Raw genomic sequence first — 14,732 nt, 5'->3', positions numbered from 1 at the left:
GAGTGACTATATTTATACTTCCAATCTTTTCATTGCAATTCGAAGGCGACAATTCGAATACCTTTGATGGATGTCACGCTTTCTTGAAAAAACATCTGCCATTCCGGCGCAGCGCCGCCTGGCAACTGGCAACTGGCAACTGGCAACTGGCAACTGGCAACTGGCAACTGGCAACTGCGCGGATGATGACGGACTGGCCGGATGTACGTTCCCAGCGCAGAGATTTTTCGGACAGCACGGTGCCTTGAATCGAGATGGGCAATAAATGGACAGACAAGTCATCGACGCCATGCAACGCTGGCCGGACGTTCCCGCAGCCTGTGGTTGGCTTTCGCTGGATGCACGTGGCGCCTGGCGCCTGCATGAACACGGTGATGCCAATACCGGCACACCGGGGGAGCGCATTGCACACGACGGCCTGCGCGCCTTTATTGCACGCAATTACAGCCATGACGACCATGGCCGCTGGTTTTTCCAGAACGGGCCCCAGCGTGTTTTTGTAAGCCTGGAGGCGGCGCCCTACCTGTTGCGCTGGAATGACACGCAAAGTGCACTGGAAAACCACCTGGGTATGCCCGCCGGCAATATTTTCGCCTGGTGGCTGAGCAGTGACGGCAGGCTCTATGCCCAAACCGCCCTGGGTCCGGCTGCGCTGGATGATCGTGAACTGGAAAGCACCGCCAGGCGGCTGATGCTGCCCAATGGCGCAAGCCTGTTGCAGTATTGGCTGACCCACTACCCGGAACTTGCCGACGACGCCGCCAGCGTCTTGCTGCTGCCGGACGTTCAACTGGACGGCCAGCTCCCAGGGGCACCGCTGATGGGCATAGGCGAGCAACGACTGCCTGCCGAACTCGGTTTCCAAAGACACCCAAGCATCTAGCAGGCACAGCAGTCCAGGCACTTTGACGTACAGAAAACTGGGCAAAAAAGGGCCCCTACGCTGCGCATTCGGCTGAGATGCCCCCGAGAGGGCGTAAACAGCCGCAACCGCATAAGCTGCTGAAACGACACTAGCGGAGCTGAAACTGCACGAACGGCCGGCGGCCAATCCACTGTGCTCATTTGAGCACTCTGTCTGCCTGCAAACTGACGCCAGGCGCTAGGCTATGACGTCCGATCCGCCAGGAAGCGTCCCCATGCCATCACCGTCACCCACTTCACCTGCAGGCAGCCAGGCCACCAATACCAACCCGCCGCCGGATGCCGCCTCGCGCTCCCCTTTCGCAACCCGGCCGGGCATCAAGCCGCGCCACCCGGATATGCCGCGCCGGCCCTATCAATGCCTGCCCTTTCCCGTGCGGATGCTGCATGCCCCGACGCACACAGAGGCCACGTCGCCGCCCACCGCCCACACGTCGCCAGGCACCGATTTCGACGGTCACTGGAAAGACGCGCTGGCCTCGCTGCTGGCACCTTGCATGGCCTTGTTCTGGCCGGACTTGCATGACGCGGTCGACTGGAACTCGCCACTCGATTTCCTCGACAAGGAATTACGCGCGCTGAACCCCGGTCGCCGCCGCAACCGGCGCTATCCCGACAAGCTGGTCCGCGTGCGGCTGCGCAATGGCGCGCCAGCACTGATGCTGCTGCACGTGGAAATCCAGCAGCGTCTGGCCAGTCATTTTGCCAAACGCATGTATAGCTACTTCGCCAGGTTATATGAAACCTATCCTGACACCCCCATCCTGCAATTTGCCATCATTACGCGCAGCCCCGGACGGGCCTCACATCTGCACTATGACTACGCCCCAGAAGGTAAGGATTTTCTGAGCCTGGCCTATCGAGTGCCGGTGGTACATTTGCAGAGCTGGGCCGATCAGGAGAACGAACTTCAAGCCCGGGCACCCGACAACCCATTTGCCGTCGTGGTATTGGCAGAACTCGCCGCCGCCGCCCGGCGCGATGCGCCCCAGGTACGTCTGGAGGCAAAAACCCGGCTGGTACGCAACCTCTATCAATACGGCTGGCCTGCCGCGCGCGTCAGGCAACTATTCCTGTTCATCGACGGCATTCTCGCCCTGCCGCCCGCTTTGGACGAACAATTCTGGCAATCCCTGGCAAACTTCGAGGAGGAACGCAACGTGGCCTATATCAGCAGCGTGGAACGAATCGGCATTAAGAAGGGCCTGACACAAGGCCTGGAAACAGGACGTCACGAAGGCATGGCGGGACTGTTGCGCGAGCAGCTGGAAGTCCGGTTCGGCCCCTTGTCAGCGGCCGACCTGCAACGTCTGCAACTGGCGGATGGCACGACGCTGCGTGCCTGGGGCCGGCGCCTGCTGGATGCCCGGACACTGGAAGGCATCTGGCATTGAACCGATGCCGGCGTGACAGATTCAACGCGTTTGGCCGGGAAGACTCCCCCGGCCAGGGCGTCTGTCGCTAAAATGGCCGCATGAGCGACCTTCCCGCAGATTTTTACTTCCCCGCCCCACGCCAGCAACGCTATTGCAGCCAATGCGGCACGCTGCTGACTCGTGCCACCCCGCCGGGTGACAACCGCGTGCGCGATCTTTGCCAGCATTGTGGTGCGGTTCACTATCAGAACCCGCGCATGGTGGTTGGCTGTGTGCCGGTCTGGCGCGGCAAAGTGCTGCTATGCCGCCGGGCGATCGAACCCCGCTATGGCTTCTGGACCTTGCCCGCCGGTTTCATGGAGCTGGAAGAAACCACAGAACAAGGTGCCCTGCGGGAAACGCTGGAAGAAGCTGGCGCGCAGGTCGAGGCCGGCCCGCTCTTCACCGTGATCGACGTGCCGGGCGTCAATCAGGTTCATATTTATTATCTTGCCAACGTACTGGACGAAAAACTGGACCCAGGTCCGGAAAGCCTGGAAGCCGCGTTTTTCGATGAAGCCGACATCCCCTGGGATCATCTTTCATTTCTCAGCGTATCGTCGACTTTGCGGCATTTTTTCGAAGACCGCAAACAGCCTGAATTCGGCGTTCACCGCTATACCCTGCCCATACACTGAAAGGCATGCGCATTCCCTGGCTGGAAGCCGACACTCCTTTTCCTCCTGCCGGACAGGCACTTGAAGTGCCGGATGGCTTACTGGCCGCAGGCGCCGACCTTTCGGTCGCCAGGCTGCGTCAAGCCTATGGTCAAGGTATTTTCCCCTGGTTTTCCGCTGGCGACCCGGTGTTATGGTGGAGCCCGGATCCGCGCATGATACTGGCCTGCGACGAGTTTTCGCCGCCACATGCCTTGCGCAAGCAGTTGCGCCAGATCGAACGAGCACAAGGCCAGGGTGACTACACCGTATGCGTGCAGGTGGATACCGCCTTCGCGGATGTTATTGCCGCATGCGCTGCCCCCAGAACGGAAGATGGCAGCACCTGGATTGTGCCCGCCATGCGGCGTGTGTATGAAGACTGGCACCTGGCGGGGGCGGTCCACAGCATAGAAACCTGGATGGATGGCCGGCTGGCCGGCGGCTTGTATGGTGTCAGCCTGGGAAGCATGTTCTTTGGCGAATCCATGTTTACCCGCCGCAGCAATGCATCGAAAATTGCGTTGGCCCATCTGGTGCGTTTCCTGGCACGCCATGGCGTGCAATGGATAGATTGCCAACAACAGACCGCACACCTGGCCAGCCTGGGCGCCCGGCCTCGCAGCCGCGAGGCATTCCTGGCCCATATTGCCGCCGCCTGCCAACAGCCCGTGCCGCCCTGGCAGCCGGGCTGGCTCGATAGCCAAGGGCGACTGCACCCGCTGCCTGTCCCCAGCCACCCAGATACCACAGCCAGTCCTGCAGGTGCGGCCAGATCTGTGGCCGCGCCGCCCGACGTCTTTCGCGAGAGGCAGGCATGATGCAGGCGCGGCAAACTCCGCCTTCCGGTGCCTGGCTACGCTGCTACCGGACAGAAAGCTATGAATGTAGCTATTGGCCCGAAAGGCAGGCACGCTCCCAGGTGGTCCAGGCCGGACAGGAACTTTATGACGGCGCCTATAGCCAGTTGATACGGCTGGGCTTTCGCCGTAGCGGCCTGCATATCTACCGCCCGCATTGCGACCAATGCCAAGCCTGTACGCCACTGCGCGTCGACGCGCAACATTTCCAGCCCAGCCGCAGCCAGAAGCGTGCCTGGAAACGCCATGCGCACCTGCAGGCCCGTGTACTGGCCCCGGCGTGGTCCGAGGAAAGCTACGCGCTCTACCAACGCTACCAGGCGCAACGCCATGCCGGAGGTGGTATGGACGACGGCGACCCCGAACAATACGCACAGTTCCTGCTGGCCTCCCGGGTGGAGACCCGCCTGGTAGAGTTCCGCGACCCAGCCGACGGCCGGCTGATCATGGTCTCTGTCATTGACCTGCTCGATGATGGACTATCAGCGGTCTATACCTACTACGACCCTGACACCCCCGGCAGCCTGGGCGCCTACAGCATCCTGTGGCAGATTGCGCAATGCCAGGAAAACCAACGCCCCTGGCTATATCTGGGGTACTGGATCCCGGGCCACCCGAAAATGCATTACAAGTCCGGTTATAGGCCGGCGCAAATCCTGCGCGATGAACATTGGCTGCCGTTCGAACAGTTACCGCCGGCACAATGGCCAGATCCGCCTGCGCTACACCAGGCCTGAGCATGTATACCGTTTTTACAGCCCCCAGGCTGAACAGCATCCTCTACACTTATTCTCCCGTCCCTGCCCTCCGGCGGGCGCGGAACATTCATTCTAGGTTCTCTTCCTGACCGCCCGCCATGTCCCTGCTCTCCACGCTTTACCCCCTGACACGCCGCGCCCTTTTTTCGCTGGACGCGGAAACCGCGCACGAACTTACGCTGCGCAACCTGGCGCGCCTGCAACGTTGCCAGCTCACCCGCCCACTGCTGGAACAACGCTGCGCCGGCAAGCCGGTGGAGCTCATGGGCCTGACACTGCGCAACGGCGTGGGCCTGGCCGCCGGGCTGGACAAGAATGGCGCCTGCATCGACGCGCTCGGCGCCCTGGGCTTCGGTTTCGTGGAAGTTGGCACGGTCACGCCGCGCCCGCAACCAGGCAACCCCAAGCCGCGCATGTTTCGCCTGCCGCAGGGCCAGGCGCTCATCAACCGCATGGGCTTCAATAACGAAGGGCTGGAAGTTTTTCTCCAGAACGTACAACGCAGCACCTGGCGCCAGCATGGCGGTATCCTGGGCTTGAATATTGGCAAGAATGCCGACACCCCCGTGGAACGCGCCGTGGACGATTATCTGCTGGGCCTGGAAGGCGTCTATCCGCATGCGGATTACGTCACCGTGAACATTTCCTCGCCCAACACCAAGAACCTGCGCAGCTTGCAAAGCGGCGACGCGCTGGATGCCTTGCTTGCCGCTCTCCAGGAAAAGCGCCAGGCGCTGGCCGACCGCCACGGCCGCAACGTTCCGTTGGCCGTCAAGATCGCTCCGGACCTCAGCACAGAAGAAGTAGATGCCATCGCGGAAACGCTGCTACGCCATCGCGTGGATGGCGTGATCGCCACGAATACCACGCTGTCGCGCAGCGCCGTGGAAGGCCTGCCCCATGCACAAGAGGCCGGCGGGCTTTCCGGCCCGCCCGTGCATGAATTGTCCCTGGAAGTCATCCGGCGCCTGCATGCCCGCCTGGCTGGCGGCTGCGCCATCATCGGGGTGGGTGGTATAGATTCCGGCAAGCGCGCCCAGGAAAAAATTGCAGCAGGCGCCCAGGCGGTACAGATCTACACCGGCATGATTTATCGTGGCCCTGGTCTGGTACAGGAGTGCGTCCAGGCCCTGCAACAAGGCTGATACAGGGCAGATATACCGCAGCTATAGATTTCCAGCCAGACAGAACGCGCGCGGCAGCGTACCGCGCGCGCCTGTCCCAGGCGCCAGCCGAGATTCCGCCAGCCCCACCCCAGGTTTCAGCACAAAAAAAACGGCCGCCACACAGTGACGGCCGATAAAAGCCCCGGAGCGTCTCCGGGCGCTAGGCAAATACCGTTGCTGTCTCAAACAACGGCGACTTCATGCTCCTGATTCGCCAGCATGCTATGCGTTTGCTGGAAGCGCGTATGCCAGGCAAAGGCTTCTTCGAGAATGTGCGGCGTCTGGCCGCCACGCTTGCAAGCGGCACGGAAGTATTCGCGCAGTTCTTCGCGATACAGCGGATGCACGCAGTTCTCGATGATGGTCGCGGCGCGTTCGCGCGGCGCCAGGCCACGCAGGTCGGCCAGACCGGTTTCCGTCACCAGGATGTCGACGTCATGCGCCGAGTGATCCACGTGCGGCACCATGGGCACCACGCTGGAGATATCCCCGCCCTTGGCAATGGACTTGGTCACGAAGATGGAGGTATGGGCATTGCGGGCGAAGTCACCCGAACCGCCGATGCCGTTCATCATGTGAGTGCCACCCACGTGGGTGGAGTTCACATTGCCGTAGATGTCGAATTCCAGCGCGGTATTCAGCGTGATCAGGCCAAAGCGGCGTACCAGCTCGGGCAGGTTGCTGATCTCTTGCGGACGCAGGACCAGGCGCGAACGGTACTTTTCGACGTTTTCGATCAGCTGCTCGTACACCGGTTTGGAGACCGTGATGGACGACGCCGAAGCGAAGCTCATCTGGCCGGAATCCAGTAGCGCGAAGGTGCTGTCCTGCAGCACTTCCGAGTACATCGTCAGGTCGTGGAAGGGCGAATCCACCAGGCCGTGCAGTACCGCATTGGCGATGGTGCCTATGCCCGCCTGCAGCGGCAGCAATGAATGAGTCAGCCGTCCATGACGGACTTCATTGAGCAGGTAATCATTGATGTGGCCGGCAATGGCGGCGGTTTCCTCGTCCGGCGGCAGCACGTTGGACGGGCTGTCCGGCTGGTCGGTGATGACAATGGCGACGATACGCGACGGATCGACCTTGATGCTGGTGCTGCCGATGCGCTGGCCAATGTCAGTCAGCGGCACAGGCTGGCGGTTCGGGCGCTCTGCCGGCAGGTAGATGTCATGAAAGCCTTCCAGGGCCGCTGGCACCTGGGTGTTCAGCTCGATGATGATACGTTCGGCCATCGTGGCGAAGGTGGCCGAATTACCCACGGACATGGTGGGCACAATACCGCCATCTTCGGTGATGGCACAGGCTTCGATCACGGCCACATCCAGCTTGCCCAGGAAGCCGGAGCGCAGTTGCTCGACGGTTTCCGACAAATGCTGGTCGATGAATTTCACTTCACCGGCGTTGATCTTGCGACGCAGGGTGGTATCCACCTGGAACGGCAGGCGACGACCCAGTACGCCGGCTTCGGCCAGCAGCTTGTCGGTGTCGTGGCCCAGCGAGGCGCCGGTGATCAGTGTGATACTGAGAGGATCGCGAGCGGCGCGGCGCGCCAGCGCATGCGGTACGGCCTTGCAATCGCCGGCGCGGGTAAAGCCGCTCATGCCGACGACCATGCCGTCACGGAAGATTTCAGCCGCTGCGTCGGCAGATACGATCTTGTCCTTCAGGGAGGCAAGGCGGATACGATCGCTATGCATAGTGTGGTGTCTCCTGATTCCGATATCGCTACTGGCCGGGATAGCCCAACCTTGGCCTTCTCAAGAAGGTCTCCCGGCGACATTCTTCCGTTGCCCAGGCCGCAATTGATTGCGGTTGCAACGCCCTTTTGCGGGTATGCGCAATGCCGTTCTTTCCAGGGAACCAGGCATTGAACAGTGCCGATGAGCCGAGTATAGGCACTGGTGACCAGTCAGTTTATGACTTAATATCATCCCAGCCATTCTATTTTTTCATGGGAAACAGGCATGGATATCCGCGCTTTGCGCTACTTCGTCGAAACCGTCAGGCGGGCCAGCTTTACCCAGGCTGCCGAAGCGCTGTACGTGACCCAGTCGACCATCAGCAAGATGGTGCGCCAGCTGGAAGATGAAATCGGCGCGCCCCTGCTGATACGGGAAGCGCGCGGTGTGCATACTACTGATGTGGGCCAGATCGTCTACGAGCGCGGCCAGGAAATCCTTGCCGGAATGCGGCGCATTGCGCTGGAAGTCCAGGAAACCACCGGCCTGGTGCGCGGCACCCTGACGGTTGGCATTCCCCCCATGGTTAACCTGTTGTTCACACCGGTCGTGCAACGGTTCCGTGAACGCTACCCGGCCATTGACCTGCAACTGCGCGAGGCAACCGGCCAGGGAGTGGAGCGGCTGGTGGCGTCCGGCGAGCTGGAGGTCGGGGCCACGATTCTGCCTGCCGACCATCCGGAGCTGGTAACACAGGCTTTCGGCGATTACCCCCTCTGGGTCGTCGGGCCGGGTCGCTCCCCGTTACGTGGGCGCAAGACCTTGCCCTTCGCACAGCTGGCCGAACTGCCGCTGTTGATGCTGGACGAAGATTTCGCCCTGACCCGGCGGTTGCGCCAGGCATTTCGCAGCGCGGGATTCACGCCCAAAGTGGCAACCCACAGCGCGCACTGGGATTTCCTGGTGTCGATGGCATCAGCGGGACTGGGCTACGCAGTCCTGCCCGACCCCCTGATCAAACGCTTGAAGACCGCAGACATGTGCCTGATGCGGCTGGTGAAACCCGACCTGAAATGGCAGGTGGGCCACATCTGGCCGCGCGAACGCTATATATCCCATGCTGCCAGGGCCTGGCTGGAAGTCTGCGACGAAGTCATGAATGACCGTTCCGGCACGGGCGCCGAACCCATTTCCAGCTGACCTTGCCCTGGTAGGCTCCGAGCATGTCCGGGCACTGCTGAAATCGGCTCTGCCCCTGCTACCCCTGACCACTCGCACACCCATGAAAAATGTCCGCCGTCAAGCTTTCAGCCAGATTGATAAACCTAAACCATTGTGTGTCAATGGCTTAGGCCGGATTATCCCCGGATTAAAACTAAGGCCCCAAGTTCACCAATGCCCACGCCCGTTTCAACCAGGGACGTCGTTTCCCTTGGGCTCGGCTGAGTTATATCCCGTAGGAACAATAGATCTCTGCTGCAACGGTGACGGCGAGACTGCTGCACCAACAGCTACATCGCGGAGATACTAGGTGGAGCTCCCCACGCCCAGACATCGCGTCGGTTCATCAAGAGCCACACGGAAAGCCCAGCAGGCCAGCGTGGACGCCTGGCAACGCGCCAGGCGACTACGGCATTGAAGGGGGACTCATCGAGTCGCAATCAGGGGCGATGTCAAGGCTGACGTCAAGTCACCTGTAACGACCCCTTGGCCTGCATCAACAGATCAATTACGTCCGGTGCACTGATGATGCTGAATCGTGGGTCCATCTGTTCAGCCGTCATGCCGTTGTGGGTCATGCAAGAGCCGCAGATCGCGATCCGCCCTCCCTTTTCCAGGAACGTGTCCAACAGACTGGCAACAGGTTCGAAGGGTTTGCCGATGTCCATGCCGGCGCAAGCACCCGGCTTGCCAAGTTCGACGGCTTCCACCATCAGGATAATGGTGGCGGTGTAGCCCTTGAGTAGTGCGTTGAGGGCCATGGTGAAGGTCACAGTCACCTTGTTGGGGTTGCTTCTTCCGTCGAAAACGGTCGCAACAAAATCAGTGGTTTGCATGGTCAGGTCCTAAATCGTACAAAGTGGATATAGGGAGGCGCCGGTCGCCTTCGCCTCCAATGAGGGGGCAGAATCAACACGATCTGCGACTCTCTCACTTGCTATTGCTCGGAGGCTTTTGCACCCGAGTTACCGGCCAATGCCGAAAACTCGTTGAAAGCGGCTACGGCATTCGAGGCATACATTGCCGAAGGACCACCGCCCATGTAGATGGCAACGCCCAGCGCTTCGTGGACTTCGGCTTCGGTGGCGCCGAGCTTGATCAAGGCCTTGGTGTGGAACGCGATGCAACCGTCACAGCGTGCCGCCACACCCACCGCGAGCGCGATCAGTTCTTTCGTCTTGGCGTCCAGTGCCCCGTTGGCAATGGCAGACTTGCCCATCTCGCCGAAACCCTTCATAACCTGCGGAACACCCTTATGCAGGGGCACCAGATTAGCCATCACGTCCTGGGTCAATTGTTTATAGCTGTTCGTCATCGAAACTCCTCATTGGTAGAAATATCAGGTTGAAATCAGACCGAAGACCGCGCGGACATACCGCGTCGAGACCACCAGCCGTCGACGGTGTAGAAAAGGAGGGTCGAAACCACAAGCCCCAGCCCGAACACCAGGGCAATAAGGAACCAGTCTGCAGGCCCGCCAGCATCGGTGAAACCGGATGATGACACTTGAGCCATCAGCACCAGTGCCAGGCCACCGCCGATCACGCCCAGGGCTTGCGAACGGACCAGGCGACGCGACACGATGCCGCGCTCACGAATCAGTAGAACAATGAACGCCGGCAAGCCCAGCACCACCACTGCCATGAGCAACCACAGCAAGGGACCCAGCATTTCCTGGAAGACCACCAGCAAGACCAAAGGATCAAGTTCTTTCATGTTGGGGTTCCTCAGGCGCGACCGCGCAGCATACTGATGTAGGTTGGCTTCAAGGCCATGGTCTTCATGACCCAACTGACCCACAGCTCTTCCAACGGTGCGATCACGCCCGGGAACGACGGCACCAGGTTGTTCTGGTAGTCGAATTCCACCAGCATGGCCTGGCCCAGGCGCGTGATCAGCGGGCACGAGGTGTAGCCGGTGTAGACGGCCTCCGACGACTTGCCTGCTATCTCCGCGACCATGTGATCGACTGCCACCGGCACCTGCCACTTTACGCTGGCTGCCGTCTTGCCCTTGGGCACGCCAGCGATGTCGCCCACGCCGAAGACGTTGCGATAGCGCACATGGCGCAGCGTGCCCTGGTCAACCTCCAGCCATCCTTCGACGGACCAGGCACCCGTCTGCCACGGAAGTGGACTATTGCGAATAACCTCCGGCGCACGCATAGGCGGGATGACATGGATGAAGTCGTAGTTCTGCTCCTCCATGCCATCGGGTGTGCTGAAGGTGGCGATCTTCCTGCCCGGGTCGATGGCCTTGAGTACGCGGTCATAGTTCATCTTGATGCCACGCGCCTGAAACAGCATGCGCACCTTCTCCGAGACGATGGGCACGCTGAACAATGCCTTGTTGTTCGCGTTGTAGACCACCTCAGCCTTGCCACGTTGCCCGCGCCGCGTCAGGTAATCCTCGGTCACGAAGGTGTACTTGAGAGGAGCGCCCGCACACTTCATCTCGGTGGCGGGGCGCATGAACACACCACGGCCACCCCGGTCAGCAAACGCAGACATGGCCTGCCAGGTGGCCAGCGCTCCCGCCGGACTGTGGTAGATGCTGCCGATGCCGTTCTGACCGATTAGCTTGTCATCCATGCCCTCGATCAAGCCGTATTCCAGCTGCATGCCGGTGGCGACGATGAGGAAGTCGTAGGGGTAGGCTTTTCCACTTTCAGTAACGACGCGGTTGCCTTCCGGGTCGAACTCGGCCACGCGCTCCTGAACCTGTTCCACCCCCATTGGCACGTAGTCGGCGGTGGAGGACGTAACGTAGTTCACCGGCTTGATGCCTGAGCCGACCAGCGTGAACCCCGGTTGGTAGAAGTGTTCCTTGCGTGCGTCGATCAGGGTAATCTGGGCGCCGTCGAGCGCGGCAGCCAGGCGCGAAGCCGCAGTCAGGCCCGCTGCGCCGGCGCCCGCGATGACGATACGCGCCTTGGTCGGCGTCTTGCCCGTCGCACGGGCAGCATTCGCTGAACATGTCGAGCCCGCGGCGCATGCAGTGCCCAGCATCAGCAATGCCCGACGACGATCAAATGCGATGTCTCCAATGAGGTCTTTTGCTCTTGTCATGGTGTCAGCCCCGTCACGTCGGGGCGCAATAGATATTCCAGAGTGTGCGCATGATGCACACGACGTTATCGCTGGCCAAACACAAAGAGGGCTGCCGGATACCCGTGGCCCCTTCCAGTTCCTCCACGTTCTGCCGTCCTAAAGCGGTCTGGCACAAGAGCATCAATCGGTCTTCGTTGGCAAGCGCCTTGAGCAATGCACAGGCTTTACCTGCATGTTCGCGCAGTTGTTCGGGCGTGGTTTGCTTACTGGAAATGTGCCTTTCGACTATCAATATATAAAAATATAAACTATAAAAATTGATATTGAAAGAGACCCTGGCATGCAAACACAACGTCAGCGCCCACATGCCACACAGCCAAAGCGCTTTCGGCGCTGGTTTCCTATCCTGACGTGGGGCCGACGCTACAACCGGAACCAGTTCATCGGCGACCTGCTGGCCGCTGGCGTCGTCACGCTAATGCTGATCCCGCAAAGCCTGGCCTATGCCCTGTTGGCCGGCCTGCCACCTCAAACTGGCCTGTACGCCAGCATACTGCCGCTATTAGCCTACGCGGTCCTGGGCAGCAGCTGTACGCTTGCAGTTGGGCCCGCTGCGGCGGACGTGGATCTACTCGCGCTTCGATTTCTCGGTAGTGGCAGCCACATTGGCCGCCACCTTGCTAGCTGGCGTGGAAATCGGCCTAGTGACTGGGGTGGGATTAGCCCTGGTGTTGCACCTATACCGCAGTAGCCGTCCCCACATCGCTGTGGTGGGGCAAGAGCCGGGTACCGAGCATTTCCGCAACGTGCTGCGGCACCCGGTGCGCACCAGCGCACATGTGCTGGGACTGCGCATCGACGAAAGCCTGTATTTCGCCAATGTGCGCTACCTTGATGGCCGCATCCACCTCACGCACTATCAGGCCATCGCCAAACTGGCCCCTGAAAGCCTGGCTTGAGCCAGCCTTGGGTTGTTGTTTCACGGTGCGATAGCCACCGTGACGGCCACGATGAAGCCAAGACTGTGCACCATCCCTGCCAACACCAGGAAGTCGCTCCGCATCGACTGCGACTTCGATGTAGTCCAGTGAAGTTAGGTGCTGGAGCCTTGGTGAAATGAAAAAACCGCCACTCCGGATAAACCGGAGCAGCGGTTTTCTTGAACCCTGCAGATAGCGGATCAGGCGACCTTGGCAGCCTTGGCAGCGGCGCCGGCGGCTTCGGAAGCAGCCTGGAACGACGCATTGGCAGCAGCATGCACATTCTTCTCGGCAACTTCAGCAGCCTGCTTGGCAGCCTTGGAGAAGGTGTCATAGGCACCGTTGACCGAAGCCAGGGCCGACTTCAGCAGTGCCTGGGCATGCTCGGAGCCTGCCGGGGCATTCTTGCTCAGTTGCTCGACCAGCTCGGACACGAAGCGCTGTTGCTCTGCCACGCGGGCTTCAGCCTGGCGGGTCAGTTCGCCCTGCACCGAAGCGATGATGTCGTAAACCTGGCGGCTGTAGGCCAGCGCCTTGTCGGCGGAGGGCTGGGCCAGGCCGGACACCAGACCGGCGGCCTGTTGCGGATCCTTGACTTCCAGGGCACGCTGCGCCAGTTGTGCGGCTTCGTCCAGCGAGGCACGCACGGTCTTCAGGTTCAGTTCAACCAGCTTCTCGAAGCCGCCGAACAGGGATTGTTGGAAGTTGACGATGCTGTCAACAGCCGACTTTTGGCCGGCGGCGAATTGTTGCGGAATGGCGCTCATGCTTATCTCCTGGATTACCGTCTCTCCTGGCAGAGACGGAAAAGGTTGACCCTGGAATACGTGAATCTCAGCGAATCGTAGCGATAGGCAGCGCGCTTACCACACCTGCCGGCCTGATCAGCCGGTTGTTGCGCTGCACAAACTGAATTTTATACATTTCTTCATTAATGTCAACGACGTGGGCATGACCGAGTTGTTACAGCCTGGCTGCAAATTTTCGCCATGCATCACGCAGCGCCAGCATTCACGCCACTTTCGCGCCAGTGGACCGTCACGCGGGCTGATTTTGTCCTTTTGAAAAAATCACTTACGCGTTCCGTCCAGGGACTGCGGGCAGAACCTGCCTGGTCGTTTTCAGCTGTGCTCAGGCTCGAAACCCAGCGCCGACGAAATGCTGTCCGCCGCCTGCACCAGCAAGTCCAGCCACTCGTCCTGCATGCGGCTCGCTGGCGAGGAAATGGACAGACCGGCGACCAGCTTGCCGCTGTCGTCACGTATTCCTGCGGCAATGCAGCAAACACCGGGCTCCAGTTCTTCGTTGTCTCGCGCATACCCGAGGCGCTTGACCTTGGCCAGCTCCTGCTCGAGCGCATCCACGCTGGTGATGCTGTTGCGCGTATTGCCCGCCAGCCCTGTACGCATCGCATAGGAACGCAGCTGCCGGCTGTCTACCATGGACAGGAACAACTTGCCGGTGGAAGTCAGGTGCAGCGGCGCCCGGCCGCCAATGGCACGCACGACCTGCATGCCGGAGCGTTCGCTCCAGGCGCGGTCGATGTAGACGATTTCATCGCCCTGCTGCACCGAAAGATTGATAGTCTGGCGTGTCAAGCGATGCAGATTGCGCATGGCAGCAATCGAGGCCTCGCGCACGTCCAGCCTGCCCTTGACGAGCGAGCCCAATTCCAGCAGGCGCATGCCGAGCTGGTACATGCCGCTATCGACACGTTCGACAAAGCGGCCTTGCACCAGATCATGCAGGATACGGTGCGCAGTCGAAGGGTGCAGACCGGTGGCATGAGACAGGTCTTTCAGCGAGATAGGGTCTGGCTGGGCGGCCAGCGCATCGAGCAAGCGCATGGCGCGTTCCAGTACCTGAATGGCGATCCCGGACGATTCGGGCTGGGACGCCTGGTCACCCGGCGACAGCTTGACTGAGGGTCGAGTCATTTTTCTTATCGGCAAAGACGTCCATGCAGCTGGAATAGCGCATGCGGCGGTGCAGCAATTTTTTATTTTAATCTCATATCGTG

16 protein-coding genes and 1 pseudogene are annotated in these 14,732 nt (G+C 60.6%); 9 read left to right on the top strand and 8 right to left on the bottom strand.

The features are described from left to right. Positions 1 to 265: 265 nt before the first annotated feature. The 6 genes from EV679_RS13300 to EV679_RS13275 all read left to right on the top strand — a co-directional run bounded on the left by EV679_RS13300 (position 266) and on the right by EV679_RS13275 (position 5,758). Positions 266 to 883 (top strand): DUF2946 family protein, encoded by a 618-nt coding sequence (locus tag EV679_RS13300; protein WP_130487470.1) that lies wholly within the window; start codon positions 266 to 268, stop codon positions 881 to 883. Between the two features lie 256 nt (positions 884 to 1,139). Next, positions 1,140 to 2,318, top strand: coding sequence for a hypothetical protein (locus EV679_RS13295; protein WP_130487469.1), 1,179 nt, complete (start codon positions 1,140 to 1,142; stop codon positions 2,316 to 2,318). An 80-nt stretch (positions 2,319 to 2,398) separates the two neighbouring features. Continuing rightward, complete coding sequence (locus tag EV679_RS13290) at positions 2,399 to 2,977, top strand: NUDIX hydrolase (protein ID WP_130487468.1); 579 nt, start codon at positions 2,399 to 2,401, stop codon at positions 2,975 to 2,977. Positions 2,978 to 2,982: 5 nt separating this feature from the next. Further along, on the top strand, positions 2,983 to 3,816 hold the full coding sequence (gene aat / locus EV679_RS13285; protein WP_130487467.1) for a leucyl/phenylalanyl-tRNA--protein transferase: 834 nt from the start codon (positions 2,983 to 2,985) through the stop codon (positions 3,814 to 3,816). After that, complete coding sequence (locus tag EV679_RS13280; protein WP_130487466.1) at positions 3,813 to 4,592, top strand: arginyltransferase; 780 nt, start codon at positions 3,813 to 3,815, stop codon at positions 4,590 to 4,592. Before aat ends, EV679_RS13280 begins: the two co-directional genes overlap by 4 nt. A gap of 119 nt (positions 4,593 to 4,711) precedes the next feature. Beyond that, a complete protein-coding gene (locus tag EV679_RS13275) occupies positions 4,712 to 5,758 on the top strand; it encodes a quinone-dependent dihydroorotate dehydrogenase (RefSeq protein ID WP_130487465.1) in 1,047 nt (348 codons plus the stop codon). Positions 5,759 to 5,961: 203 nt separating this feature from the next. Here EV679_RS13275 and EV679_RS13270 read toward each other — a convergent pair whose 3' ends face one another. Then, the gene (locus EV679_RS13270; RefSeq protein WP_068369776.1) at positions 5,962 to 7,479 is read right to left on the bottom strand and encodes an acetyl-CoA hydrolase/transferase family protein; all 1,518 of its coding nucleotides are present in this window, start codon (positions 7,477 to 7,479) and stop codon (positions 5,962 to 5,964) included. A gap of 267 nt (positions 7,480 to 7,746) precedes the next feature. Between EV679_RS13270 and EV679_RS13265 the strand changes: the two genes are divergently transcribed. Continuing rightward, on the top strand, positions 7,747 to 8,661 hold the full coding sequence (locus EV679_RS13265; protein ID WP_130487464.1) for a LysR family transcriptional regulator: 915 nt from the start codon (positions 7,747 to 7,749) through the stop codon (positions 8,659 to 8,661). A gap of 485 nt (positions 8,662 to 9,146) precedes the next feature. Here the strand turns inward: EV679_RS13265 and EV679_RS13260 are convergent, their stop codons facing one another. The 5 genes from EV679_RS13260 to EV679_RS13240 all read right to left on the bottom strand — a co-directional run bounded on the left by EV679_RS13260 (position 9,147) and on the right by EV679_RS13240 (position 12,006). Then, complete coding sequence (locus tag EV679_RS13260; RefSeq protein WP_068369780.1) at positions 9,147 to 9,518, bottom strand: DsrE family protein; 372 nt, start codon at positions 9,516 to 9,518, stop codon at positions 9,147 to 9,149. Between the two features lie 101 nt (positions 9,519 to 9,619). Further along, the gene (locus EV679_RS13255; RefSeq protein WP_130487463.1) at positions 9,620 to 9,997 is read right to left on the bottom strand and encodes a carboxymuconolactone decarboxylase family protein; all 378 of its coding nucleotides are present in this window, start codon (positions 9,995 to 9,997) and stop codon (positions 9,620 to 9,622) included. 35 nt (positions 9,998 to 10,032) lie between these two features. Beyond that, the gene (locus EV679_RS13250) at positions 10,033 to 10,398 is read right to left on the bottom strand and encodes a DUF5368 domain-containing protein (RefSeq protein ID WP_068369784.1); all 366 of its coding nucleotides are present in this window, start codon (positions 10,396 to 10,398) and stop codon (positions 10,033 to 10,035) included. Positions 10,399 to 10,409: 11 nt separating this feature from the next. Then, positions 10,410 to 11,750, bottom strand: coding sequence for an NAD(P)/FAD-dependent oxidoreductase (locus EV679_RS13245; RefSeq protein WP_068369785.1), 1,341 nt, complete (start codon positions 11,748 to 11,750; stop codon positions 10,410 to 10,412). A gap of 13 nt (positions 11,751 to 11,763) precedes the next feature. Further along, positions 11,764 to 12,006 (bottom strand): hypothetical protein, encoded by a 243-nt coding sequence (locus tag EV679_RS13240; RefSeq protein WP_130487535.1) that lies wholly within the window; start codon positions 12,004 to 12,006, stop codon positions 11,764 to 11,766. Positions 12,007 to 12,072: 66 nt separating this feature from the next. Here EV679_RS13240 and EV679_RS18015 point away from each other — a divergent pair. Both EV679_RS18015 and EV679_RS17920 read left to right on the top strand, forming a co-directional pair. Further along, a pseudogene (locus EV679_RS18015) lies at positions 12,073 to 12,291 on the top strand (SulP family inorganic anion transporter); the annotation flags it as partial. A gap of 37 nt (positions 12,292 to 12,328) precedes the next feature. Continuing rightward, positions 12,329 to 12,691, top strand: a complete 363-nt coding sequence (locus EV679_RS17920) for a hypothetical protein (RefSeq protein WP_242611501.1) — start codon at positions 12,329 to 12,331, stop codon at positions 12,689 to 12,691. Between the two features lie 221 nt (positions 12,692 to 12,912). On the opposite strand, the gene phaP is transcribed toward EV679_RS17920, so the two are convergent. Then, the gene (phaP, locus tag EV679_RS13225; RefSeq protein ID WP_068369790.1) at positions 12,913 to 13,479 is read right to left on the bottom strand and encodes a TIGR01841 family phasin; all 567 of its coding nucleotides are present in this window, start codon (positions 13,477 to 13,479) and stop codon (positions 12,913 to 12,915) included. 354 nt (positions 13,480 to 13,833) lie between these two features. Further along, on the bottom strand, positions 13,834 to 14,649 hold the full coding sequence (locus EV679_RS13220; protein ID WP_068369793.1) for an IclR family transcriptional regulator: 816 nt from the start codon (positions 14,647 to 14,649) through the stop codon (positions 13,834 to 13,836). Positions 14,650 to 14,732: the final 83 nt, after the last annotated feature.

The organism is Kerstersia gyiorum, from assembly GCF_004216755.1.
In the GTDB taxonomy this organism is placed as follows: domain Bacteria; phylum Pseudomonadota; class Gammaproteobacteria; order Burkholderiales; family Burkholderiaceae_B; genus Kerstersia; species Kerstersia gyiorum.
Note: the sequence above shows the minus strand (reverse complement) of the source record. Positions and strands in the feature narration are given on the sequence as shown.

Bases quoted from the DNA above. Each gene is read 5' to 3' on its own strand.
- EV679_RS13295 (WP_130487469.1), top strand. From the start codon at position 1,140: ATGCCATCACCGTCACCCACTTCACCTGCAGGCAGCCAGGCCACCAAT.
- EV679_RS13290 (WP_130487468.1), top strand. From the start codon at position 2,399: ATGAGCGACCTTCCCGCAGATTTTTACTTCCCCGCCCCACGCCAGCAA.
- EV679_RS13300 (WP_130487470.1), top strand. From the start codon at position 266: ATGGACAGACAAGTCATCGACGCCATGCAACGCTGGCCGGACGTTCCC.
- EV679_RS13255 (WP_130487463.1), bottom strand. From the start codon at position 9,997: ATGACGAACAGCTATAAACAATTGACCCAGGACGTGATGGCTAATCTG.
- EV679_RS13265 (WP_130487464.1), top strand. From the start codon at position 7,747: ATGGATATCCGCGCTTTGCGCTACTTCGTCGAAACCGTCAGGCGGGCC.
- EV679_RS13220 (WP_068369793.1), bottom strand. From the start codon at position 14,649: ATGACTCGACCCTCAGTCAAGCTGTCGCCGGGTGACCAGGCGTCCCAG.
- phaP (WP_068369790.1), bottom strand. From the start codon at position 13,479: ATGAGCGCCATTCCGCAACAATTCGCCGCCGGCCAAAAGTCGGCTGTT.
- EV679_RS13270 (WP_068369776.1), bottom strand. From the start codon at position 7,479: ATGCATAGCGATCGTATCCGCCTTGCCTCCCTGAAGGACAAGATCGTA.
- EV679_RS13275 (WP_130487465.1), top strand. From the start codon at position 4,712: ATGTCCCTGCTCTCCACGCTTTACCCCCTGACACGCCGCGCCCTTTTT.
- EV679_RS13245 (WP_068369785.1), bottom strand. From the start codon at position 11,750: ATGACAAGAGCAAAAGACCTCATTGGAGACATCGCATTTGATCGTCGT.
- EV679_RS13260 (WP_068369780.1), bottom strand. From the start codon at position 9,518: ATGCAAACCACTGATTTTGTTGCGACCGTTTTCGACGGAAGAAGCAAC.
- aat (WP_130487467.1), top strand. From the start codon at position 2,983: ATGCGCATTCCCTGGCTGGAAGCCGACACTCCTTTTCCTCCTGCCGGA.
- EV679_RS13280 (WP_130487466.1), top strand. From the start codon at position 3,813: ATGATGCAGGCGCGGCAAACTCCGCCTTCCGGTGCCTGGCTACGCTGC.
- EV679_RS13250 (WP_068369784.1), bottom strand. From the start codon at position 10,398: ATGAAAGAACTTGATCCTTTGGTCTTGCTGGTGGTCTTCCAGGAAATG.